General features: G+C 35.7%; 24 protein-coding genes. 14 read left to right on the plus strand and 10 right to left on the minus strand.

The genetic code is table 11. The features are described 5' to 3' along the window. The first annotated feature begins 102 nt into the window (after positions 1 to 102). Positions 103 to 1,017 (plus strand): S66 peptidase family protein, encoded by a 915-nt coding sequence (locus ACZIX2_RS07640; protein ID WP_463339494.1) that lies wholly within the window; start codon positions 103 to 105, stop codon positions 1,015 to 1,017. Between the two features lie 2 nt (positions 1,018 to 1,019). Continuing rightward, a complete protein-coding gene (locus tag ACZIX2_RS07645) occupies positions 1,020 to 2,000 on the plus strand; it encodes a S66 peptidase family protein (RefSeq protein ID WP_463339495.1) in 981 nt (326 codons plus the stop codon). Positions 2,001 to 2,050: 50 nt separating this feature from the next. Here ACZIX2_RS07645 and ACZIX2_RS07650 read toward each other — a convergent pair whose 3' ends face one another. From ACZIX2_RS07650 to ACZIX2_RS07670, 5 genes are all read right to left on the minus strand, one after another. Beyond that, positions 2,051 to 3,094: a methyltransferase gene (locus ACZIX2_RS07650; RefSeq protein ID WP_463339496.1), complete on the minus strand. Its 1,044-nt coding sequence runs from the start codon at positions 3,092 to 3,094 to the stop codon at positions 2,051 to 2,053. Between the two features lie 306 nt (positions 3,095 to 3,400). Then, entirely contained in the window at positions 3,401 to 4,408 is a 1,008-nt protein-coding gene (locus tag ACZIX2_RS07655) for a 3-oxoacyl-ACP synthase III family protein (protein ID WP_463339497.1), read from the minus strand. A 141-nt stretch (positions 4,409 to 4,549) separates the two neighbouring features. Continuing rightward, complete coding sequence (locus tag ACZIX2_RS07660) at positions 4,550 to 5,494, minus strand: ABC transporter ATP-binding protein (protein WP_463339498.1); 945 nt, start codon at positions 5,492 to 5,494, stop codon at positions 4,550 to 4,552. Positions 5,495 to 5,623: 129 nt separating this feature from the next. After that, positions 5,624 to 6,313 carry an OmpA family protein gene (locus ACZIX2_RS07665; RefSeq protein WP_463339499.1) on the minus strand — a complete coding sequence of 230 codons (690 nt, stop codon included), beginning with the start codon at positions 6,311 to 6,313 and terminating at the stop codon, positions 5,624 to 5,626. Between the two features lie 70 nt (positions 6,314 to 6,383). Beyond that, the gene (locus ACZIX2_RS07670) at positions 6,384 to 6,884 is read right to left on the minus strand and encodes a lipocalin family protein (RefSeq protein WP_463339500.1); all 501 of its coding nucleotides are present in this window, start codon (positions 6,882 to 6,884) and stop codon (positions 6,384 to 6,386) included. A 182-nt stretch (positions 6,885 to 7,066) separates the two neighbouring features. On the opposite strand from ACZIX2_RS07670, the gene htpG reads away from it, so the two are divergent. The 4 genes from htpG to ACZIX2_RS07690 all read left to right on the plus strand — a co-directional run bounded on the left by htpG (position 7,067) and on the right by ACZIX2_RS07690 (position 11,476). Continuing rightward, entirely contained in the window at positions 7,067 to 8,953 is a 1,887-nt protein-coding gene (htpG, locus tag ACZIX2_RS07675) for a molecular chaperone HtpG (protein ID WP_463339501.1), read from the plus strand. A gap of 131 nt (positions 8,954 to 9,084) precedes the next feature. Then, positions 9,085 to 10,041 (plus strand): MASE1 domain-containing protein, encoded by a 957-nt coding sequence (locus tag ACZIX2_RS07680; RefSeq protein WP_463339502.1) that lies wholly within the window; start codon positions 9,085 to 9,087, stop codon positions 10,039 to 10,041. 73 nt (positions 10,042 to 10,114) lie between these two features. Beyond that, the gene (locus tag ACZIX2_RS07685; protein ID WP_463339503.1) at positions 10,115 to 10,936 is read left to right on the plus strand and encodes a hypothetical protein; all 822 of its coding nucleotides are present in this window, start codon (positions 10,115 to 10,117) and stop codon (positions 10,934 to 10,936) included. A gap of 108 nt (positions 10,937 to 11,044) precedes the next feature. Then, a complete protein-coding gene (locus ACZIX2_RS07690) occupies positions 11,045 to 11,476 on the plus strand; it encodes a DUF2721 domain-containing protein (protein WP_463339504.1) in 432 nt (143 codons plus the stop codon). Here ACZIX2_RS07690 and ACZIX2_RS07695 read toward each other — a convergent pair. The 4 genes from ACZIX2_RS07695 to ACZIX2_RS07710 are packed head-to-tail and all read right to left on the minus strand — an operon-like array spanning position 11,449 to position 14,525. Next, positions 11,449 to 12,411, minus strand: a complete 963-nt coding sequence (locus ACZIX2_RS07695) for a sodium-dependent bicarbonate transport family permease (RefSeq protein WP_463339505.1) — start codon at positions 12,409 to 12,411, stop codon at positions 11,449 to 11,451. The two genes, ACZIX2_RS07690 and ACZIX2_RS07695, sit on opposite strands and share 28 nt — an antisense overlap. A 37-nt stretch (positions 12,412 to 12,448) precedes the next feature. Beyond that, positions 12,449 to 13,408 carry an L-threonylcarbamoyladenylate synthase gene (locus tag ACZIX2_RS07700; protein WP_463339506.1) on the minus strand — a complete coding sequence of 320 codons (960 nt, stop codon included), beginning with the start codon at positions 13,406 to 13,408 and terminating at the stop codon, positions 12,449 to 12,451. Between the two features lie 3 nt (positions 13,409 to 13,411). Further along, positions 13,412 to 14,254, minus strand: coding sequence for a DUF6671 family protein (locus tag ACZIX2_RS07705; RefSeq protein WP_463339507.1), 843 nt, complete (start codon positions 14,252 to 14,254; stop codon positions 13,412 to 13,414). Position 14,255: 1 nt separating this feature from the next. Beyond that, on the minus strand, positions 14,256 to 14,525 hold the full coding sequence (locus tag ACZIX2_RS07710; protein ID WP_463339508.1) for a hypothetical protein: 270 nt from the start codon (positions 14,523 to 14,525) through the stop codon (positions 14,256 to 14,258). A 126-nt stretch (positions 14,526 to 14,651) separates the two neighbouring features. Between ACZIX2_RS07710 and ACZIX2_RS07715 the strand changes: the two genes are divergently transcribed. The 8 genes from ACZIX2_RS07715 (at position 14,652) to ACZIX2_RS07750 (ending at position 22,290) form a co-directional block, all read left to right on the plus strand. Continuing rightward, positions 14,652 to 15,575 (plus strand): LysR family transcriptional regulator, encoded by a 924-nt coding sequence (locus tag ACZIX2_RS07715; protein ID WP_463339509.1) that lies wholly within the window; start codon positions 14,652 to 14,654, stop codon positions 15,573 to 15,575. Positions 15,576 to 15,724: 149 nt separating this feature from the next. Beyond that, positions 15,725 to 16,624: an EamA family transporter gene (locus tag ACZIX2_RS07720; protein WP_463339510.1), complete on the plus strand. Its 900-nt coding sequence runs from the start codon at positions 15,725 to 15,727 to the stop codon at positions 16,622 to 16,624. Positions 16,625 to 16,874: 250 nt separating this feature from the next. Then, complete coding sequence (aqpZ, locus tag ACZIX2_RS07725) at positions 16,875 to 17,582, plus strand: aquaporin Z (protein WP_463339511.1); 708 nt, start codon at positions 16,875 to 16,877, stop codon at positions 17,580 to 17,582. A gap of 61 nt (positions 17,583 to 17,643) precedes the next feature. Then, complete coding sequence (locus ACZIX2_RS07730) at positions 17,644 to 18,246, plus strand: alpha-ketoglutarate-dependent dioxygenase AlkB family protein (protein WP_463339512.1); 603 nt, start codon at positions 17,644 to 17,646, stop codon at positions 18,244 to 18,246. Positions 18,247 to 18,262: 16 nt separating this feature from the next. Then, complete coding sequence (locus tag ACZIX2_RS07735; RefSeq protein WP_463339513.1) at positions 18,263 to 19,090, plus strand: sterol desaturase family protein; 828 nt, start codon at positions 18,263 to 18,265, stop codon at positions 19,088 to 19,090. Between the two features lie 115 nt (positions 19,091 to 19,205). Continuing rightward, the gene (locus tag ACZIX2_RS07740) at positions 19,206 to 19,484 is read left to right on the plus strand and encodes a DUF2805 domain-containing protein (protein ID WP_463339514.1); all 279 of its coding nucleotides are present in this window, start codon (positions 19,206 to 19,208) and stop codon (positions 19,482 to 19,484) included. A gap of 107 nt (positions 19,485 to 19,591) precedes the next feature. Further along, positions 19,592 to 21,451, plus strand: a complete 1,860-nt coding sequence (locus ACZIX2_RS07745; RefSeq protein ID WP_463339515.1) for a M61 family metallopeptidase — start codon at positions 19,592 to 19,594, stop codon at positions 21,449 to 21,451. 122 nt (positions 21,452 to 21,573) lie between these two features. Beyond that, the gene (locus ACZIX2_RS07750; RefSeq protein ID WP_463339516.1) at positions 21,574 to 22,290 is read left to right on the plus strand and encodes a DUF4369 domain-containing protein; all 717 of its coding nucleotides are present in this window, start codon (positions 21,574 to 21,576) and stop codon (positions 22,288 to 22,290) included. Between the two features lie 107 nt (positions 22,291 to 22,397). Here the strand turns inward: ACZIX2_RS07750 and ACZIX2_RS07755 are convergent. Beyond that, the coding region (locus ACZIX2_RS07755; protein ID WP_463339517.1) for an HYR-like domain-containing protein at positions 22,398 to 24,333 on the minus strand (1,936 nt) is incomplete at its 5' end.

Here is a 24,333-nt window from a genome sequence, read left to right on the forward strand (position 1 = left end):
ATTTTATTATTAAAAATTATAGTAAATCAAGAGTCTTTAAAAAAATCTTTTATATTTACTTTTTAAAATATTGTCTCAGCAAATTGATTATTGCCCATTTTAATGAACACTATCTCAAATTTTATTTGTCCTCCTCACTTACAAAAAGGAGATACCATTATGATTGTTGCCCCTGCGGGTTTTTTAAAAGAAGCCTCAGTAATTCAATCTGGAATTGCTTTAGCTGAAAGTTGGGGACTGAAAGTAGTATCAGGGAAACATTATGCCGAGAAATTCAATCATTTTGCTGGTACAGACGAACAACGCCTGGCCGATTTTCAAGAAGCCCTTGACAGAACTGATGTAAAAGCCATTTGGTGTGCTAGAGGTGGTTATGGAACAGTCCGAATCTTAGACCAAATCGATTTTTCAAATTTCACAAAACACCCAAAATGGATCGTCGGATTTTCCGACATTACAGCCTTACATGCTCACCTACATCACTTAGGTTTTCAATCCTTGCATGCAACTATGCCAGGAGGAATTCGTAGTGCATCTCCATTAGCAAAAGACACATTATATAACGCATTATTTGGATATAATAACACGATAACCATTCCGACGAATCCTTTGAATAAATTGGGTACTACAGAAGGAGTACTCATTGGAGGTAATTTAGCAATCATAGACTCAATGATAGGAAGTGTCTCCGAAATTGATTGGCAGGATAAAATTATGTTTATTGAAGAAATTGGTGAACATCTTTATCGCGTGGACCGAATGCTGTACAGTTTAAAACGAAGTGGTGCATTAAACCAACTCAAAGGCATCATTGTTGGCGATTTCACTTATGATATCGAAACTAGTTTACCATTTGGAGGAACTCATCGAGAAATAATTTTAAACGCAGTAAAAGAGCAATCTTACCCTTTATTATTCGATTTCCCTGCAGGACATATCGATAATAATGTTGCGCTATCATTTGGAAAAAAAATTACAATTGATGCCACTGCCGATACTACAGAAATTAACTTTTAACCATGAATACGACTTTGAAAACCCTTAGTTTGGTACTTTTAGCTTTTGCCTTTATCCAATGTGGTAGCCAAAAAAATGCTACCATCAAAAAATTTCCACCCAACTTAAAAAAAGGCGATACTATAATGGTGCTTTCTCCGGCAAGCAATTTATCTGACAGTACAGTTCTTGATAATGGGATACAATTGATGAAAGAATGGGGACTACACGTGATAAAGGCTCCTCATGTTTTTGCTAAAGACTTTACTTTTGCTGGTACCGATGCCGAACGTATTCAGGATTTACAAATGGCCTTCGACAATAAAAATATCAAAGCTATTATGTGTGGTAGAGGTGGTTATGGTTTAAATCGAATTATTGATGAGTTGGATTTTTCAACATACAAGAAAAACCCAAAATGGTTTGTGGGTTATTCAGACATCACTGTTTTGCATAATGAATTAAATGTTTTACGTATACCATCAATACATGCTACCATGCTCGGTGCCATTACCAAAGCAACCCCCGATGCCCAAAACACCCTATACAAAGCCCTTTTTGGGATTCCGTATACCATACAAACTTCAACTTCAGTTGAAAATAAATTAGGAGAAACCAAAGGTGAATTAGTAGGAGGTAATTTGTCACTAATTGATGCAATGACCGGAAGTAAATCGGAACTGAATACTAAGGGCAAAATCTTGTTTTTGGAAGAAGTAGACGAACCGGTATACAAAGTAGATAGTATGATGCGAAGTTTGTTGCGCAGCGGTGCTTTTGAAGAAATAAAGGGACTTATTGTTGGCGATTTTAGTTTAAAAGAATCCAAAGAAGACTTTGGCTACACTTACAAACAAGTAATTCTAGAGGCACTAAAAAAATATAATTTCCCCATCTATTTTGATTTTCCAGCTGGACACATTAAAGACAATAGAGCTTTGATTTTTGGGAAAACAGTGCATTTAAAAGTGACCAAAGATCAATCGGAACTTCGTTTTGAATAGTACAGCAGTATCGGTTTTGATTTGCTTTTAAATGTCAAAGCAAATCAAAACTACTTATAAGCAATGGCAGCACTAGATGATCCAGCCAATGGAATAATAGCTGTAGATTGAAACCCAACGGTATCAGCCCATGTTCTGAAATCCGCAAAAGTATAATCGAAGCCGCTACCCGTTTCGATTAACATATTCAAACTCATCATTAACCCTAGCGCATTTTTATTGCGTTCGTCGTCGATTATGGCTTCTATGGCAACAAAAGCACCTCCGGCAGGTAGTGCATCAAATGCTTTTTGCATCAACATAATTTTGGTTTCCTCATCCCAATCATGCAGAATATTTCCCATTACCACAACATCGGCAGCTGGAATAGCCTCATTAAAAAAATTGCCAGTGGCGGTTTTCACACGGTCTGTCAATTGAAACTGCTCAATGGTTTTAGTAGCAATTGGCGCAACCGGTGGCAAATCCCAAGAGGTGCAATGCATATGAGTCTGATGTTTGGCAACCATTATGGAAAGTAAACCTTCTGAACCACCTACATCAACAAGAGTTTTGTAGTTTGAAAAATCAAATGCATTAGAAAAAGCTATGAAATTGCCCATTTGAGCCCCACTCATGGCCTTTATAAATTCATTCAATTTATCAGAATCAGAATAAAGTGCTTCAAAAAGATTTCCTCCTCCTGATTTAATCTCATTTTGAGGAAGCCCTGTCAGCAATGCTTCTTCAAGATTTCCCCAAAATTCATAGATTCGATTATTTAACATTTCCAAAATACCGCCCATATAAGTTGGCTTCTTTTTATCAAGGAAAAAATCTGTATCAACACTATTAGAATATTTAGCAGTATCAAGTAACCCCTCACGTTGTAAAAATCCAAAGGTGGTCAAAGCATCTAAAAAATCGTAAACATTACGATCCGAGCATTTCATTTGCAAAATGGACTTGAGTTCTTGGGCAGATAGCGACTTCTTTTCGGCCAAAATCGTGAAAATTTGAAAATTAATGGCTGACAAAAGTATTTTGGATGCCCAAAATCCAGAGCCAAACTTCATTATGTTTTCTGGAGAGGGTGAATTTTGTGGTGTTTCCATTTCAATTTTTATTTTACTTCATATTACACATTTCAGACGTCGACAAAGTCTATATTGTTTAAAGCAACCAAATTAATTATACTTTCAATTTATTGATTTTCAAATACTTAAAACAAAAACAAATATACTACTTTAATTTCAATCTTTGTCTTTAAAACTAAATGTGTAGAAATTGTATTTATCGAGTCCATGAATAGATATCATAAAAAAACTAGACATAATTAGCATCGAGTAAGATTACATTTAAAACAAAAAAGGTCTAAAACTCTCGCTTTAGACCTTTCCCTTTTTGATATTTTTTCGAAATTACCACTTGATAATGGCGCTAGCCCAAGTAAAGCCACTACCAAAAGCTGCAAGTACTACCGTATCACCTTCTTTAATTTTGCCTTGTTCCCACGCTTCGGTTAGCGCAATAGGTACCGATGCAGCCGTTGTATTTCCGTATTTTTGAATATTGTTAAACACTTGATCATCGGATAATTTGAATTTTCCTTGAATGAATTGCGAAATTCTCAAATTAGCTTGATGCGGGATTAGCATATCGATATCCGATACTTGTAAGTTGTTGGCTTGTAACCCTTCGTTGATAACCTCGGCAAAACGAACAACAGCATTTTTAAAAACAAATTGTCCATTCATGTATGGGAAATAACTTTCATCATTTGGATCGTTATCGGCTAAGATATCATTTACCCAACGCCCTCCCATTCCCGGAGCAATTAAGGCCAATTCTTCGGCATGTTGTCCTTCGGAATGCAAATGAGTCGACAAAATTCCTTTGGTTAAATCTTCTTCTCTAGTTAAAACGGCAGCTCCTGCACCATCACCAAATATTACCGAAACGCCTCTACCACGAGTTGTCATGTCTAATCCTGAAGAATGAACTTCGGAACCGATAACCAAAACGTTTTTATACATCCCGCTTTTGATATATTGATCGGCTACAGAAATTCCGTAAACAAAACCCGAACATTGATTACGAATATCCAATGCTCCCACTGTACGCAATCCTAAATCACGCTGAACCAAAACTCCTGGCCCTGGAAAATAATAATCAGGGCTTAAAGTAGCAAATACCACAAAGTCAATATCTTCCTTTGTAATACCTGCGCGCTCGATAGCAATTTTAGCAGCTTTCACTCCCATACTAGTGGTTGTATCCTCTCCTTTTATGATATGTCTGCGCTCTTGAATTCCAGTTCGTTCTTGAATCCACTCATCATTGGTGTCCATAATTTTGGACAAATCATCATTGGTAACTATATTGGAAGGGACATAAAATCCTAAGCCTGCAATTTTAGAATTATACATAAGTTTTGTTTTTTTAATTAAATTTTATTCGCAAAAATACTTTTTATAAAAAAAAGCCTCAACAAGATAGTCATTTTTTTTTAAATCATCAATTTACCAGTGCTCCCGACTATCAAAAAAACACTAGTAGTAATAAAACATCTACATGATTTTAAGCATCACCTCTTGGTTGACCTCTAAGGCTGTATCGTGTTCAAAGAAAATGGCTTTGCGATCAAAAGCTGCTTTAATCAAAAAACGACTCCCTTTAAAATAGGACTGTTTTACCACTGCTTTTACTGTTCCTACAGGAGACACTTTTAATTGATGAGGATATAATAAAACTACTTCATCTTCGCCTTCAATAGGCATCAATTGCGACAACCTCAATTCGTTTACCTCTCCAAATAAAGAGGCCACATATTTATTAATAGGAAACTGATACACCTCAACTGATGGTGCTTTTTCGATCATTCTACCTTGTTGCAAAACAATGGTTTCATCTGAAAACGAAAGAGCATCGGTACTATCATGTGTGGCGATGATACAAGTAATCCCTTTTTTCTTTAAGTAAGCGAACAAGTTGCGACGCAGTGCATTTTTTCTAAAATTATCAATATGACTAAAGGGTTCGTCCAACAATAAGACCTGTGGTTCAACTGCCAAAACTTTGGCCAAAGCTACACGTTGTTGTTGTCCTCCACTCAAATCCTTAGCTTTCACTCGGGCATACTCAGTCATTTCGACCATTTCGAGTAACTCTTGTATGCGCAATTTTTTAAGAGGCAAAAAACCATTCGACAAAAACTTCCCCACATTTTCGGCTACGGTTTCATAAGGCATTAAATCAAAATCTTGAGCCAAATACTTCATAAAGGGCATACCAGGCACCAAATTGTACTTGGGTCCCAACACTCTAGTTTGATTGAAGAAAATCTTCCCCTCTTTAAGATCATACATACCGTATATGAGTTTCAACAGGGTACTCTTGCCACAACCACTCTCTCCAATTAGAGCGATATTTTGTCCTTTCTCTACTGTAAAACTGATATTTTCTATCGTTAATTTATCGGTATAAGCAAATGATATATTTTGAATTTCAAGCATTTTTGAGTATCATTAAAAAAAAACAAAGATAGTGGCTTTAAAAAAAAAATAAACAGCTGAAAATTATATTTAATTCAAAAAAAAGCCAGTTTCAAAAAACCGGCTTATGCTAGTAAAATAAAGCGACTTTTATTGTCCACTTTTGGCGTCCTGTACCATTTTATCGTTGGCGGTAATGGCAAATTCTACTCTTCGGTTTTGCGCTTTTCCTTCTGGTGTATCATTGGATGCAACAGGATCTGCAATTCCTAACCCAGAAGTTTTAAATCGACTCTCCACTAGTCCTTTGCTTACCAAATAATTTTTTACAGATTCGGCTCTTTTTTGAGAAAGAGTCAAATTGTATTCAGGTTTACCCGAACTATCGGTGTACCCAAAAATTTGAATATTGGTATCTCCATATTCGTTAAAAATAGGGATTAATTTATCTAAATTAGCCTGAGCTTGAGGGGTTAATGTAGACTTATTTGTATCAAACCGAACGGCATTTTCATTCAATGTCAAATGAATTCCTTCTCCTACGCGTTCAACATCGGCACCTGGAAGTGCTTCGCTAATTTCTCGGGCTTGTTTGTCCATTTTTTTCCCAATTAAAGCTCCAGTACCGCCTCCAATAGCTGCACCTATAGCCGCACCTAAAGCCGCATTGCCTCCTTTTCCTATGTTGTTTCCAAGAATTCCTCCAATCAATGCACCTGCTGCTACACCAATTCCGGCGCCCTTTTGAGTATTATTGGCATTTTTTACCGAATTACACCCTATAAACATACTGCTTAGTAAAAACATAACAGCACAAACTATTATTATACTCTTTTTCATAATTTTCGAGATTTTAACTATTGATTTTTTATATATTGTAAAAATGACAGTCTACCATTGAACTGTCCTTTTAATTGGTTCGTGAAAAATAATACACTATATCTTTTTGTTGCCCCATGACATCAATCCTATCGATTAATTCAAAAGTACTTTCGGTTTGATTGGCGACACGCAACAAATAACCAGATTTAATGGTCTTGGACTTGACACCCGTCTCTACAAATTTGAGGACAAACATACCGTCTTTGTTGATACTCCACACAATTGGTGTGGCAAATGAAGGACAACCTCCGGCATTAAGTGACATACTCCCTTTATTATTATTTGAGATAAAATTCCAGGAACTTCCAATAAAGCACTTCGAATCGGCTATACCAAAGGAGTTAACTTTAAAGTATTCGGATCCCGGATAAGTCACATCGGTAATTTGCCAATTGCCCTTTATGGCAACTTGTGACTTCAAATCGATTTTGGTATTGGCCACAGGGGCACTTGGAGCTACGGCTGAATTTCCAGATTTACAAGAAATAAGGAACAGCACCAACAAACTAAATACAACACATCTTTTCATACTCTTAACTTATTTATTATTAAATACTTAACAAAGATACGATTCAAAATTTTGTAAATAAATAAATACCTATTTTTTTTAATTAATTTTAAAAAATACGCCATTTTGTCATTTAGCTATGAAATGGTATTTTATTTGAGTGCGCAAAAGTAAAATTTAAAATTTAAAAAACTAATCACATTATGACAACAGGTAAAATCAATGTTTCGGTAGAAAACATCTTTCCTCTAATCAAAAAGTTTTTATACAGTGATCACGAAATTTTCTTACGTGAATTGATCTCCAACGGTACCGATGCTACTTTAAAATTGAAACATCTAACCAGTATTGGCGAAGCTAAGGTAGAATACGGCAATCCAATCATTGAAGTTAAAATCGATAAAGAAGGTAAAAAAATTCACATTATCGATCAAGGTATTGGTATGACTGCTGATGAAGTAGAAAAATACATCAATCAGGTAGCTTTTTCTGGTGCTGAAGAATTCCTTGACAAATACAAGGATTCTGCTAAAGATTCGGGCATTATTGGACACTTTGGTTTAGGATTTTACTCTGCCTTTATGGTAGCCGAAAAAGTAGAAATTTTCACAAAATCCTACAAAGACGAACCTGCGGCACATTGGACTTGCGATGGTAGCCCTGAGTTTTCTTTGGAACCAGCCGACAAAACGGATCGTGGTACCGAAATTGTTTTGCACGTTGCTGATGATTCTTTAGAATTTTTAGAAGAAAGCAAAATCAGAGAATTATTGAACAAATACAACAAGTTCATGCCTATTCCAATTAAATTTGGAACTAAAAAGGAAACACTTCCTAAACCTGAAGATGCTCCAGAAGATTACACTCCAGAAACCATTGAAGTGGATAACATCATCAACAATCCAAATCCAGCTTGGACCAAACAACCTGCAGATTTGAAAGATGAAGATTATAAAAGCTTTTATCGCGAATTGTATCCCATGCAATTTGAAGAGCCTTTATTTCACATTCACTTAAATGTTGATTACCCATTTAACCTAACAGGTATCTTGTATTTTCCAAAATTAGGTGCCGATTTACAAATTCAAAGAGATAAAATTCAGTTGTTCCAAAATCAAGTTTTTGTAACTGATAATGTAGAAGGTATCGTTCCTGAATTTTTGATGATGTTGCGCGGTGTGGTAGACTCACCAGATATCCCTCTTAACGTTTCTCGTTCTGGATTGCAAGCGGATGGTGCAGTGAAAAAAATCACTAACTACATCACTCGTAAGGTGGCTGATAAACTAAAATCACTCTTTAATGAAAACAGAGCCGATTTTGAAGCCAAATGGAATGACATCAAAATTGTGTTGGAATATGGAATGTTGACCGATGAAAAATTCTATGAAAAAGCGGGAGCTTTTGTGCTATATCCATCGGTAGACGATAAATATTATACACTTGAAGAATTAAAAGAAGCCATCAAAGAAAATCAAACCGACAAAGATGGAAAAACGGTTGTGCTTTATGCTGGAAACAAAGAGGCACAACATTCTTATATCGAAATCGCAAAAGACAAAGGATACGAAGTCTTATTGTTAGACTCGCCAATTATTCCGCACTTAATTCAAAAATTAGAATCAGACAATAGCGGATTAACTTTTGTTCGTGTAGACTCAGATCACATTGATAATTTGATCAAAAAAGAAGAAACAGCTATTTCTAAATTATCGACTGAAGAACAAGAAAGTTTAAAAACGGTTATTGAAACTATCGTTCCTAAACAAACTTATACTGTTCAACTAGAAGCTTTAGATAGTAATGCTGCTCCATTTATCATCACGCAACCAGAATTCATGCGAAGAATGAAAGAAATGAGTCAGACTGGTGGTGGCGGAATGTTTGGTATGAGCAATTTCCCTGAAATGTATAATTTGGTGGTAAACACTAATTCTAATTTAGCTTCAAGCATTTTAAATAATACTGATAAAGCCACTCAAGAAAACTTAGTAAAACAAGCATTAGATTTAGCAAAATTGTCACAAAACCTTTTAAAAGGAGAAGCACTAACCGCTTTTGTAAAAAGAAGTTTTGAAATGATCAAATAGTATAAACTATTTCAATTTCCTTAACCTGCAATCTAAAAATTGCAGGTTTTTTTTTGAACAAAAAATAAAAAACAACCAAATCAATAAAGTATTGACAATTTTTATATTTTAGTCGTCTAAAAAACAACCAAATGTACAAACAAGCTTCTAAAGATTACTACCTGCCTCAGTTTTTGAAAGTAGCTCCAGTAAAGATTGCACTAGTTGCCTTTATTTATAATGCCTTGGCTTTTATCAGTTATCAAATCACGGTTACCCCCGAAACAATTTCTCCTATTTATCCAGCGGCAGGATTTGCTTTAGCTGCTGTTTTAATTATGGGAAGCACCACTTTATACGGTGTATGGTTGGGCTCATTTGTGGCCAATGTCTTTTCATTTTGGGACACCAGTTTGATGTTGAATATTTCCTTTCTAACAACGTGTGCTGCTTCTGTCATGGTAGCCTCCGGAGTTACCCTAGGCGCTGCTATTGGAGCCTATGTTATTAATAGTATTAACAAAGGAAAATACCCTTTAAGAACCGGTTTTAGTACTATAATTTTTTTAGCAATATGTGTCTTTTATAGTGCAATTGGATCGCTGATCGGAGTGGTTACCATTTCCTTTTTTGGATTAAGTGCACCCAATTTTTTTCTAACAAACTGGACTACCTGGTGGCAAGGAGATCTGATTGGCACTATCATACTCACCCCATTTTTAACCTCATGGCTTTATCGTGACCACATTAAAATTATAAAAACATCCTTGCTTGAAGCCTTTTTCTTGGGACTAGCAACGGTACTTATAGGTGTTTTAGTTGCTTTTGATCATGCTGATGATCAATATTTATTGCTTTTGGTTTTAATTTGGGCTACTTTCAGATTTAGAACTAGAGGGGTATCTATCATTGCTTCTTTGTTTGCCTTACTTTCTACTATTTATGGAAGCCTAGGCTATGGCTTTTTTGTGGTGAATCCTTCCGAAAACTCTCTAGCATACGTCAATTCCTTTTTTGGAATAAGCACCGTAATTGCGTTGATTTTTGCAGGTTTTTATTCAGATTATCTCCACGAAAAATTGGAAAAATCCAAACAATTCAATAAATAAATCACTACAAAAAATTAATCACACATCAAATATTTTTTTACATTTGCTCACAACCAATTCTAAACCTTAACCTATGAAAACTACAAGACTAGCTTGTTACAGCCTTATTTGTATGGCTTTGACCTTTACCTCTTGTGTCAAAGATGAAATTTTAAACGCAACCGACACCAATACCGTTGTAGCCTCGGCTACTATTAACTTGGTCAACGATTTGGACTTTAAAACAAGTATTCAAGCCACGGCAGACAACTCTTTATCAAAATCAACCGCTTCAAATTCTGTAGCTGCTTGTGCAACCATTACTGTTGACAACACTACACCAAACGTATTTCCTAAAACAATTACTGTAGATTTCGGAACAGGCTGTACAACAAACAACATCCTTAGAAAAGGTAAATTAAAAATCACTTTGACAGGTGCAGTTAGTACGCCACAATCCAAAATGACAATTGTAAGAGAGAATTATTTTGTAAACGGTGTTAAAGTAGAGGGAACTATTGTCTACGTAAACGAAACCACTACTCCCTCTATCCCACAATGGACCAGAACAATTACTAATGGCAGACTAACAACTTTGTTGGGAGATGTTTATGAAAACAATGGCACACACACCATCAAACAAACTGAAGGTGCCAACACTCCATTGGTCCTTTCAGACAACACTTACGAAATGACACAAGGAACACACACAATTACTAAAGTGGGCGGAGGAACGTTGAGCTTGACTGTTTTAGAAACTTTAGTTAAAAAATTTGATTGCGATTATATTTCCAAAGGAAAATTAACCGTTAAAGGAAATTTACTCAATGGAACAATCGATTATGGCAATGGCGATTGTGATAAACAATTCAAATACACTCACGAAAATGGTTTAGTTTTCAATTTAGATATCTAAAACTTTTTGTAGTTCAAAAAAAACCCTTCGTTTATTAGAATTTAAACGAAGGTTTTTTTATTTGAATATATGAACGAGTTAACCGAAATTTGCAAAAAAACACATACAATGACACTTCAAATAGAAACTCCAGCCCTATTGTTTTCTGCTACTTCCTTAATTTTATTGGCATATACCAATCGTTTTTTGACTTTAGCCACCATCATTCGAGGTTTAAAAAAAGCCTACAAAGAGAAAGAAAACAGCATGATATTGCTAGAAATCAAAAACCTGAACCTTCGATTAACCCTGATTCGCTATATGCAAATGGCAGGAGTTTTGAGTTTGTTCTTATCCGTTTTTGCTATGCTACTTTTATACCTAGACCAACAAATTGCAGGTATTTATTTGTTTGGATTCAGTTTGATGGCCTTGTTGCTTTCTTTAGGATTATCTTTTTGGGAAATCAACATTTCGGTAGATGCTTTGCGTTTGCATTTAAGCGATTTGACTCATAAAGAAAAACTTAAAGATCAAGAAGCTAAAATTACTGATAAGTAAGTTGGCATCCCTAAAGTAATATTAAACGGAAAGGTCACAGCCAATGCCATGGGTAAAAACAGCCCTGGATTAGCATTGGGTACGGCTATTTTCATCGCTGCTGGCACTGCAATATAGGAAGCACTTGAAGCCAAAACAGCTAGGATAAAACGATTCCCGATTTCAGGAGAAACCCATTGACTACAATAAGCTACAATGCAACCATTGATTAATGGGATTAGAATTGCAAAAATAAAACTAAACCATCCACTTTTGAAGAAGTCATTTAGTTTTCGACCGCTTACAATTCCCATATCAAGTAGAAATATCGCCAAAAATCCTTTGAAAATATCAGTTGTAAAGGGTTTGATTCCCATTGCTGCTTTATCACTAGCTAACAATCCAATAATTAAACTCCCTATAATCAACAGCACACTCCCGTTGGTTACAGAGTGATGAATCACCTCTCTCAACTTGGAAGTAGAATTATTACCATTTGAAAACATTCTAATTAAAATCACCCCAACAATGATTGCAGGTGCTTCCATCAAAGCCATCACGGCCACCATGTGCCCACTAAAAGTATGGCCTTGCATTTCTAAAAAAGAGACTGCGGTTACAAAAGTTACGGCACTTACAGAGCCATAAGCAGCCGCAATTGCTCCTGAATCATCAATCGAAAATTTGCGCTTTAAGATGAAAAATGTGTAAAACGGGATAATCATGGAAATGGTTACTCCAAATAGAATTGCCCAGATAATTTCCATTGAAAAATCGCTGTGTGCCAATTCTTGACCTCCTTTGAATCCTATTGAGAATAGCAAATACAACGAGATGAACTTAGAGGTGTTTTTTGGAATTTCTAAATCACTTTTGAGATATACAGCTATAATTCCGAGTACAAAAAATAATAACGCTGGATTAGTAAGGTTTTCAATTAATAAATCTAAATTCATGTTGTTTCGTTTGTGTTGATTGTTAATTTTTATTTATCTAATTTTTAGCCGAAGCTCTCGCTAATTTGTCATTTATGGCAATTCCTAAACCTTCATTAGGAACATTTTCTACCAAAATAATATCTAAAGGCTGCGCATCCAAATCATGTAGACAAGCATACAGTTTTGAAGCGGCTTCTTCTAAATTTTGAGTATCCGACAATACCACTTGATATTGTATGGTGGGATGATCATAAGCTTTAGAAAAAGCAAGTACACCTATTTTTTGATGGGAATATTCTTGGATTGTTTTTTCAATAGAATCTGTAACAACAGTCTGAGTAGTTGGAGCATAATGCTTAGTCAACATACCAGGTGCAATAGGTGCTACATCATCTTTTGTAAATATTTTTAAAGGTCCTACAACCGCCTCAATGGCTTCAACTGTTGTAGACCCTGCTCTGTACAGTATGGGTTGGGTTCCTTCGAAACCAATAATGGTCGATTCGATGCCTTTTGCACAAGCGCCCCCATCTAAAACAAAATCCAAACTTGAACCGAAGTACGTTGCCACATGTTGTGCTGTAGTTGGACTTATAGAACCAAAAGGATTTGCACTTGGTGCAGCTACAGGAAATTCTAGTTCTCGAAGCAAAGCTAAAGTCAAAGCATGATTAGGTACTCGAACCGCAACGGTATCTTTTCCAGCAGTAATTAAATCAGAGATGTGTTTTTGTTTTTTGAGAACCATAGTTAAAGGTCCTGGCCAAAATTTTTCTGCGAGTAACTTAGCTTTTTCAGGAACTTCCAGTGCCACTTGATCCAAATCTTCTACCGATTGAATATGAACAATCAGAGGATTATACAAGGGGCGTTTTTTTAATTCAAATATTTTTAAAATGGCTTTCTCACTATAAATATTACCTGCCAAACCATACACCGTTTCGGTTGGGATTGCAACAATTTCATCCTTTTTAAGCAAATGAGCCGCTTGGATAATATCAGTATTTATTTTCATTATTTATGGGTTACAATAATTACAAAAACCAGGATCTTCTGTTGTTTTATGATTAGGATACTTTTTTTCTTCAGAAAAACCACACAATTTACAACTGTATTCATGGCTTAAGGTAGAACGAGTTGGACTACCACACCAAGAACAAGGCAAGCCCGAATGAACCGCAGAAACCACAAAGCCTGGTGTATGACATTCTGGGCATAAGGATTGCGTATTCTCTACTAATTTGCGAGTTGCTGCAGCAATCACTTCCATGCGCATGGGATTATATAAGGCACGCATATCTGTTTCTACGAAAACGGATTGGAATTTTTCCTTCATTTTATGAAATTGATCCAATAACACATCAGGAGCAACAATTCCTTTAACCAAATGATTGGTTGCTGTCTTATCTGGCCTCAAAATCAGGCCATGATTTGGAAATCCAACTTGATAGGCAAAATACCAAAGTGCTTTTTCGTTTTCGATGAACTGCCCCGCAAAATTCGTTGAGAAGCTGATCGATTTTCCTACTATTTCAAGATTATTCTTTCGATCCATTAACATCACCAATTCTTCATTGGCCGAGGCAAAAAAAACTTCGGGGTGGCTACCAAAAGAGCCTTCGGAGGCCACAACTAGATCACAATTAGTTGCTTCAATAGCCATTTCACATTTCTTGCGAACGATTTCCAAAGCAGTTTGTGTGCGCTCAATCTCACCGGCAAAAGTACCAAAAATATCTGTATTAAATTTTTCGGCTACCAAACAGCTCACTCCTAACCCCTGTTCTAAGATAGGAGCCATCACTTTTTCTTTGTGATGCATTGTAGCAATAACGAGTTGGCGACCAAAGAAATGATTCATTTTACTCAAACTCTATGGTAATATTACTTTTAATTTTTAATTGCACCCCCTCTTTTGCGGCTTGTTTGAGTAATTCGTGCATCAATTCTTTGTCCGATTCTAACTCTTCAATTCGATGTTTAGAATTAAACTTACTAATTTGATTGCGAATTTCATCGCTAAAAATCTCTACGGAATGGAAATTAATCTTATGATTTAGTAAAGGATACAAAACCCTGCCTGCCTCTTCAGGAGTAAAAACCCCATCAATAAGCTTAAAGTCTTTCTTCATATTTTTTTATCTTTTAATTGTTTGAATTCACTACTTTTGATAGCGCAAAATTTCCGACAGCAAATTTGATAAAACCTAATCATATATTTTTATATATATTTAATATGAAAATCATAAAATAATTTTATGAACTATACGCTTCACCAATTACAGGTTTTTTTAAAAGTAACACAATGCCAAAGCATTACAAAAGCCGCCGAAGAATTGCATCTTACGCAACCTGCAGTTTCTATCCAACTTAAAAATTTTCAGGATCAATTTGACATTCCTTTAACCGAAATTATCGGTCGAAAATTATTCGTAACCGATTTTGGTAAAGAAATTGCAATAGCTGCCGAAAAAATCATTGAACAAGTCCATGCCATTGATTATAAAACCCAAGCGTTTCATGGCAATTTAAGTGGTAGACTCAAAATATCGATTGTTTCAACCGGAAAATACATTATGCCATACTTCTTGGCTGATTTTCTAAGACTTCATCCCAATGTAGAGCTTGTTTTGGATGTTACCAATAAATCAAAAGTCATCAAAAGTTTGGAGGACAATAAAGTCGATTTCTCTTTGGTCTCTTTGTTACCAGAAAACTTAAACATTAATAAAATAGCCCTTATACCCAACCATTTGTATTTGGTATCCAATTCTGATCAAATATATAATGAAGACCTCTACGATTTAAAGTTATTAGAAAACATTCCGATCATCTTACGTGAGGAAGGTTCTGGAACACGCCAGACAATGGAACAATTTATGATTGCTAACCAAATAAAAATTAACAAAAAACTCAAACTAACAAGTAATGAGGCCGTAAAACAGGCCGTTATTGCCGGGATAGGTAGTTCTATTTTGCCTATAATCGGGATCAAAAATGAATTGGCTAATGGAGCATTACAAATTATCCCTGTTAAAGGACTTCCATTAAAGTCGACATGGAATCTAATTTGGCAAAAAAACAAAAAGTTTTCCCCTGTAGCCGAAGCTTATTTGTCTTTTTTGGAAGCTAATAAACAGAAAATTATTAGTGAAAGACTGGACTGGATTTCAAGTGTTTAGGATAGTCGAAAGCTTAAATCTAGGTCAATAAGATATCGCATCATCTCTTTTTTTATCATAAACCACTAATAATCAGTATATTTTCTGTTTTCAAAAAATTAAACCAACAAAAGATTACCTTATCTTTGAGTGACTTTAAAATCATATAAATGTCTAACAATCAATTTTTAAAAGGAGTATTCCTAGTTGGACTAGGCGCTTCTAGCTATGGCATGCTTGCAACATTTGTAAGACTAGCATATAATGAGGGATATACCACGGCCGAGGTCACCTCTTCACAGTTCATACTAGGTATATTAGGCATGCTTTTCATTGTCCTTATACAAAGAAAGAAAAACCAAAACGTCCGGTTCAAAGCTACTGCAAAAGACAAAATTCAACTGATGGCAGCGGGAACCTCACTTGGATTGACAAGCGTTTTTTATTATTTATCGGTGTTGTTTTTACCTGTATCCATTGCCATTGTTTTATTGATGCAAACTGTTTGGATGGGAGTAGTTGTTGAAATTCTTTTATTCAATAAGTGGCCCGATTTTAAGAAAATCATTGCCGTTGTACTTGTTTTAATCGGCACTATACTAGCCACCAACGCCTTAGCTTCCAACTTCACTTTGGATTGGAGAGGAATTACCTTAGGGCTTTTGTCTGCCGCCTCTTTCACCACTACCATGTTTACCGCCAACCATATCGCTATACATGTTTCTGCTGCAAAACGAAGCTTATTCATGCTATTAGGCGGTGCTGTTATTGTGTTTTCTTTTGCTTTATTTTCTCTTTCAGGACCTTATCAATGGAGCATTTTTGCGAAATGGGGACTACTATTAGCATTATTCGGCACCATAATCCCTCCTATTTTAATGAATAAAGGGTTTCCGATTACTGGAATTGGAATTGGAAGTATCGTATCGGCTATAGAATTACCTGTTTCTGTTACTATGGCTTTTTTACTATTGAATGAAAAAGTTACTTTATTGCAATGGATAGGCATTGTATTAATCCTATTGGCAATAGTTTTAATGAATACTTCTTTTTCAAAGAAAAAACCATAATCATATATTTTTCAAATACTTACACAAAATGTGTTAATTTTTTTTTTAAATTCGTAACAAATACATATTGTTATGAATGCTATTTAACATCGCTGCATAACAAGATTTTTTTTCGACTGTTTCACTTACTATTGGTGCTTATTCATAAACTATACTTTTTTGATTATGATTATTGAAATAAAATCAACGTGATTCTTTAGGATAAAACAATCATCGTTGCCTAACTATTAACCCTTTAAATACAGTAACTATGAAAAAATTGTTTGCAGAATTTTTTGGAACCTTTTGGCTGGTTTTTGGCGGATGTGGCAGTGCCCTTTACGCCGCTGGAATTCCTAATTTGGGTATTGGTTTTGCTGGTGTTTCACTAGCTTTTGGTTTAACTGTGCTTACAATGGCCTATGCTGTTGGGCATATTTCTGGTGGACACTTTAATCCAGCGGTTTCTTTTGGTTTATGGGCTGGCGGTCGATTTTCGGCCAAAGATCTAATTCCATACATTATTGCACAATGTGTGGGTGCCATAGCAGCAGCAGGAACCTTATACACCATTGCTGCTGGAAAAATTGGATTTGCAATCGACAATACTAAAGCAGGTGCCTTTGCCTCTAATGGATTTGGTGCTTTTTCTCCAGAAGGTTATTCTCTACAAGCTGCTTTTATTGCGGAGTTTGTACTCACTTTATTTTTCTTAATAGTAATTTTAGGGGCAACCGATAAGTTTGCCAATGGAAAATTTGCAGGTATTGCTATAGGATTAGCACTTACCCTTATCCATTTAATCAGTATTCCAATTACCAATACTTCAGTTAATCCAGCGCGTTCCTTATCTCAAGCAATTTTTGTTGGGGGAGAACCCTTATCACAAGTTTGGCTGTTTTGGGTGGCACCAATTTTAGGAGCCGTGGTAGCAGGATTCATATATAAAAATCTTTTGCAAGACCACTCGGAAGCGTAAAACATAAATCGTAAAGAGAAAATATACACCAAGTTGTCTATTTTCTCTTTATTTTTACTACATGAATCCTCTTTTTCCTCTTGATCCCATAGTGTTTGATGTCCCAGATGCTGAGATTTCTTATTATCCTAACTTCATTTCTATTTCAGAAGCCGATTTGATTTTCAAGGCGCTTCAACACGAAATCCCTTGGCAACAAGATTCGATTACGGTATATGGGAAGACCTATGCCCAACCTAGACTTACGGCACTTTTTGGAAATCCAAACAAATCGTATCGTTATTCTTCGATCACTATGCAACCGCATGCTTGGTCACCATTATTATTGGATCTCAAACATCAAGTAGAGAGAACAGCAGCTACAGCATTCACCACAGTCTTACTTAACTATTATAGAGACGGCAATGACTCTAATGGCTGGCACGCTGACAATGAAAAGGAACTAGGGCAAAATCCAAGTATTGCTTCGCTAAGTTTTGGGGCTTCACGCCTTTTTCAACTCAAACACAATACGGTAAAAACACAAAAATTAAACATCAACTTAGAACATGGCAGTTTACTTTTGATGAAGGGAACGACACAACATTTTTGGAAACACCAAATTCCTAAAACCACAAAATTTGTAGGACCGAGAATAAATCTTACTTTTAGAGTCCTAATTTAAAATTCATTTCAAAATCATGAACGAAATTGTAGCCTATTTTAGCAGTATCCCCTCATCCCACCGAAGCTTAATCTTAGTGGGTGGCATCACCCTTTTTTGGCTTATTGAAAACACATTCCCTTTATTCAAATTCAAGTATCATAAATGGCAGCATGCGGGAATCAATTTTTTCTTTACCCTGACTACTATTATTATCAATTTCTGTTTAGCTTTTCTACTCTTACAATGTGCCGATTGGACCGTTACACATCAATTTGGAATTTTGCAATGGATGCCCACCATTCCGCTTTGGCTCTTTACCGTAATAGGGTTGCTGTTGATGGATTTGATTGGCGCTTATTTGGTACACTTAATTGAACATCGCACTAAGTTTTTATGGCGATTTCATCTCATTCATCATACCGACACTTGGGTAGACACGACCTCGGCTAATAGGCATCATCCAGGCGAAAGCGTAATTCGTTTTGTCTTTACATTACTTGGCGTTCTCCTTGTAGGCACCCCCATGTGGATGGTGTTTTTGTACCAAACACTATCGGTTGTAGCTACTCAATTCACTCATGCCAATATTGCATTGCCAAAGAAACTAGACACTGTAATAAGTTATATTTTGGTATCTCCAGACATGCACAAAGTACATCACCATTATCAATTACCTTATACCGATAGCAATTATGGTAATATTTTTTCGGTATGGGATCGCTTGTTTGGTACTTTTAAAACTATGCCAAGAGAAGATATAATTTTTGGTATCGATACACATTATGACCCTAAAGAGCACAATCAATTGAAAAACCTATTGCATATTCCGTTTCAAAAACACCGCTCGCCTACTTTGAAGTAAATTAAAAAAAGGTGTTTTTTTTTTCAAAGAATTATTTTTTTTATTAATATTGATACAGCGTTTAAAACGTAATTATAAATCATTAAAACCAACATTTTGAATTAATTTTCACGTGATGAAAAAGAGTAACCGCAAAGAATTAAATAGCGAGCAAACCGAGAAACTGATTACACTTGCCTTAGAAGAAAGAAACCCGTTCGAAATCATAAAAAAAGAATTTGGATTTTCTGAAAAAGAAGTCTTAGAAATTATGAAAAAGAAAATGCCAACTGAAAAATTTGAAATGTGGAAGAAAAAAGCTATTGCAAGCAAGCCTAAACCGAAACCCATTAAAATTGACGATTTTGATGATGAATTAGACGGGAAATACTACATCAAAAACAAATTCGATTAATAAAAAACTTCACTCCTGATTAGCTTCAGGAGTTTTTTATTTTAAAAAGTTCCATCCTTGTAACTTTTATCATCAACTCTAGTCTAATGTACCAAAAGACCTTAAATATGAAAAAAATACTTGTAAGCTTTGCCTTTGCCCTTGTTTTCTTAGGCTGTAAATCCACCGTTTCAACTCTTCCAAAATCACTTCCCGAGGTTAAGGTAACCATTAACCTTAAAGAAGTAAAAGAGGACAAAGTAGAAGTTACCGTTTATGCTCCAAAAATCATAACGGAAAATATCACCTACAGCATCCCCAAAATTATCCCAGGCACCTATTCCAATGATAATTACGGTCGCTACATTGATGATTTGAAAGCGTTCGACTCCAAAGGAAATCTCTTAGAAGTAACAAAAATCGATCAAAACACTTGGTCAATTCCTTCTGCCAAAAAACTACACAAAGTGACCTATTGGGTTAATGACACTTTTGACACCGAAAAAGGTAGTGGTTTTGGTCAAGAAGATATTTTTTCACCTGCAGGTACGAACATAATTTCGGGAACACATTTTATGGTCAACATGCACGGTTTTGTTGGATACTTTCAAGACAAAAAAGAAATGCCGTACCGTGTTGCTGTTACTCATCCTGAAAATCTTTGGGGCGCAACCTCTATGGTTGATTTGGATCCTTCTTCCTCTTCAGATGAATTTTTGGTTTCGCGTTATGCTGAATTGGTAGAAAACCCCATAATGTATAACAAACCTGATTATAGCACCTTTACCGTTGATGGAATGGACATTACAATTGCGGTATATTCTCCAAACAACAAAGTTACAGCCGAGAGCATTACTCCTGAAATGAAAAAAATGATGATTGCTCAAAAAAAATTCTTGGGAAGTATCAATGCTAATAAAAAATACACCGTTTTACTTTATTTATCTACGATGCAACCTGATGATGCCAAAGGGTTTGGTGCACTAGAACATCCTACTGCAACAACGGTAGTAATGCCAGAAAATATTCCTTTGAGCATGTTACAAGAACAGATGAAAGACGTAGTATCACATGAATTTTTTCATATCGTTACTCCTTTAACAATTCATTCCAAAGAAATTCAGTATTTCGATTATAACTCGCCAAAAATGTCTCAACACTTATGGTTGTACGAAGGAGTAACCGAATATTTTGCCAATCTTTTTCAAATTAACCAAGGATTGATTACTGAAAAAGAATTCTACGACCGTATGAACGACAAAATACAGCAAGCCAAAGCCATGAACGATACCATGCCTTTTACGACTATGAGTGCTAACGTCTTACAAGAGCCATACAAAGCTCAGTATCTGAATGTGTATCAAAAAGGAGCACTTATTGGCATGTGTATTGATCTCATTATACGCGAAAAATCAGATGGTAAAAAAGGAATTTTGAATCTCATGCAGCAACTTTCTCAGAAATATGGTGTTAACAAAGCCTTTGATGACCAAGAATTATTTGATCAAATTGTGGCCTTTACCTACCCCGAAGTTGGCGAATTTCTAAAAACTTATGTTGCTGGACCTACTCCTATTCCGTATGATACTTTTTTGGCCAAAGTTGGCGTGACAAAAACAACTTCAAAAGCTCCTGCTGAAGTGTTTTTAAAAGGACAAGAACCTTATATTACAATCGACAGACAAAGTGGCGCCATAGCCGTTAGACCAAATATTGAACTCAATGCGTTTTTCAACACACTTGGTTTGAAAGGCAATGACATTATTGTAGCCATAAATGATGTAAAATACAGCAAAGACAACATCTTTGAATTGATTACCAATAGTAGAGTTTGGAAAGAAAATGACCCCATTACTTTGACTATTCTTCGAAATGGCAAAGAAGAAAGCATCAAAGGAAAAATTGCACTTCCGTATGAGGAAAAAGAAAGTTTTAGTGCAACGTCTGAAGCAAAAAAACAACTCAAAGAAGCTTGGCTCAAAGGATAATATTTCACTTACAGCATTCACTTCCCAATTTAGAAATAAATTGGGATTTTTTTTGAATTAAAAGATAGCGATTTGGAAGCAATTCAACAATTTTCTTTATTTTGCGCCAAATTTAATCACCAATGAAAAAAACGATTTTAGCCGTAGTTGCCTTAACAACTCTATTTGCTTGTACAAAAAACGATTCCAAAAACAACTTACATCTAACTGGTAATGTAGAAGGTCTAAAAGAAGGAACTTTGTATATTCAACGCATTAAAGACACCAATTTGGTTACCATAGATTCTATCAGAATCAACGGAGATTCAAAATTTGCTACCGATATTACCATTGATTCGCCTGAAATGTATTATTTATCATTAAACCGTGGCGTTTCCAATTCGCTTGACAACAATCTTTTATTTTTTGCCGAAGCAGGAAATATCAATATAGAAACCAACCTAGACAGTTTTTCGTACGGTGCAAAAGTTACTGGCTCTGTAAATCATGATTTATACGAAGAATTCCGCAAAATCAATAGCCAATTTAAAGATGAAAGTTTGACACTTTTAGAGCAAAAATTCAGAGCTACAAAATTTAAAGATGTAAAAAAGCTGGATAGCATCAAAATCAAAGAAGAATCCAACATCAAAAGAAGATATTTGTATGCCACAAATTTCGCCATCAATCATAAAGATCACGAAGTAGCTCCCTATATTGCCCTTTCGGAAATATACGATATTAACATTAAGTTTTTAGATACCATTCAAAAAGCGATGACCCCAAAAGTGGCACAATCCATGTACGGTAAAAAATTGACGAAATACGTTAATGACATCAAAAAAACAGAAAAAGAATAAGAATTTTAAAGCTATTCATATTACTTAAACTGTAATCTAAATTGTTTTATATCATAAAAAAAGGTTGCCTAACAAAAGGCAACCTTTTTTGGTTTAGTAACTTAAAATTAAATTTTTGACATTACTTTTTTAATGGTTTCTCCACGATCGGTAGTCAATTTGATGATAAAAGTTTGACCTTGTCCATGATTGAATTTCATTTCTAAAGTAATTTCTTTTCCAAAATATCCATTAGGATCTTCGTATTGCATCACTAAAGCTCCTTTAAAGTCATAAATCTCAATAGTTACTTTTGATTCATACTCAAAATCATAGCGAATAGAAAGATTATCTCTAAATGGTACGGGGAATACGGTGAACTCTGCTTCTGGAATGCTTGTAGTTGCCTTGGCTGCAGTTGTGGTTCCACATGCTGTAGTAGCAGGTGTTCCAGAAAGCGGACAACCATAATTGTTAATGTTATCCAATTTCGTACCTAAAGCTGCAACGGCTTTCATACCTGCACTAAATGCTGCATTTACTTCATTAATTACTAACTGTGGATTTCCTTTGTAGGGTTCAGGGAAATTAATGTCGCCATTACAAGCATTCAATAATGCAGCTACGGCTTGACGAGCAAGATTATTAGCTCCACCGCCACCTAAATTCAAGGCATCTAATAAAGTTAATTTTCTTAGATTTTTAGGTGCATTAACAAAGACATCCCCAAATAACATTGAACAGGAATAACTAGAGCACCATCTGTCAGTGTGATTTTTCCAGTAGCCAAGTGTACAACCTTGATAGCAAGTTTGAACGGTAATTACTTGTTTACACTCGGCAGAAACATTTCCGCAAGCATCTTTGGCTGTCCATGTTTTGGTATGGGTTTCACTACCATCTGCATTGATCACAACCAATTCGTTTCCAGGAATGATTTGTATTTCTGACACCAAAGAACAATTATCGGTTACAGTTGGTGTATCAAATACTACCAATGTACCACAAGCCACTGTTTTATTGGCAATGCAAGTAATTACTGGAGGAATTTTATCAACTTTCCAAGTGTAAGTAATCGATTTGATATCGGCCTCATTTTTACATCCATCCATCACACTAGCTGTCCATGTTTGGGTGTAATAGCAACCATTCGCCTGTGGTCCGTCTGTTTTAACAATTGGAGTTAATACGCCATCACAGTTATCACTTGCTGCAAACGTTGGTGCTACCACTGTTGGGTTACATCCTAAATCTGCATCTTTAGCCTCGGTGGTTATAACTGGTTTTTCAGTGTCTACTTTCCAATTGTATGTAACACTAACAGGTAATGCTGCGTTTCCAAAACAATCCTTAACATTGGCCGTCCATGTTTGACTATAAAGTGTACATTTTGAATCACCACTTGTTAGCACAAGACCACTATCAGTAACGACAATTTTTTCAGTTAAATTACCAGAACAGTTATCACTTGCTGTAAATGTAGGAGCTACCACAGTTGGGTTACATCCTAAATCTTTATTAGTAAGATCTCCTGTTGCTTGAACAATAACGGGTTTTTCATCATCTTTTATAGTGATTTTTTGAACTCCGGTTGAGGTGTTACCAGCGCAGTCTGTGGCAGTCCATGTTCTGGTGATAACTCCTAATCCACAGCTGTCTAAAGTACCTTCATCTTTATACGTTACTTTAGGGTCTTTATCACAATTGTCTGTGGCGGTTGCCATACCAGAATCTCCTGCTACGCAATTGAATGTTGCATCTTGTGGTACTGTCAACACGGGTTTTTCATCATCTTTTATCGTGATTTTTTGAACTCCGGTTGAAGTGTTGCCAGCGCAGTCTGTGGCAGTCCATGTTCTGGTGATAACTCCTAATCCACAGCTGTCTAAAGTACCTTCATCTTTATACGTTACTTTAGGATCTTTATCACAATTGTCTGTGGCGGTTGCCATACCAGAATCACCTGCTACGCAATTGAATGTTGCATCTTGTGGCACTGTCAACACGGGTTTTTCATCATCTTTTATCGTGATTTTTTGAACTCCGGTTGAAGTGTTACCAGCA

The sequence above is a fragment of the Flavobacterium riviphilum genome (assembly GCF_055231795.1).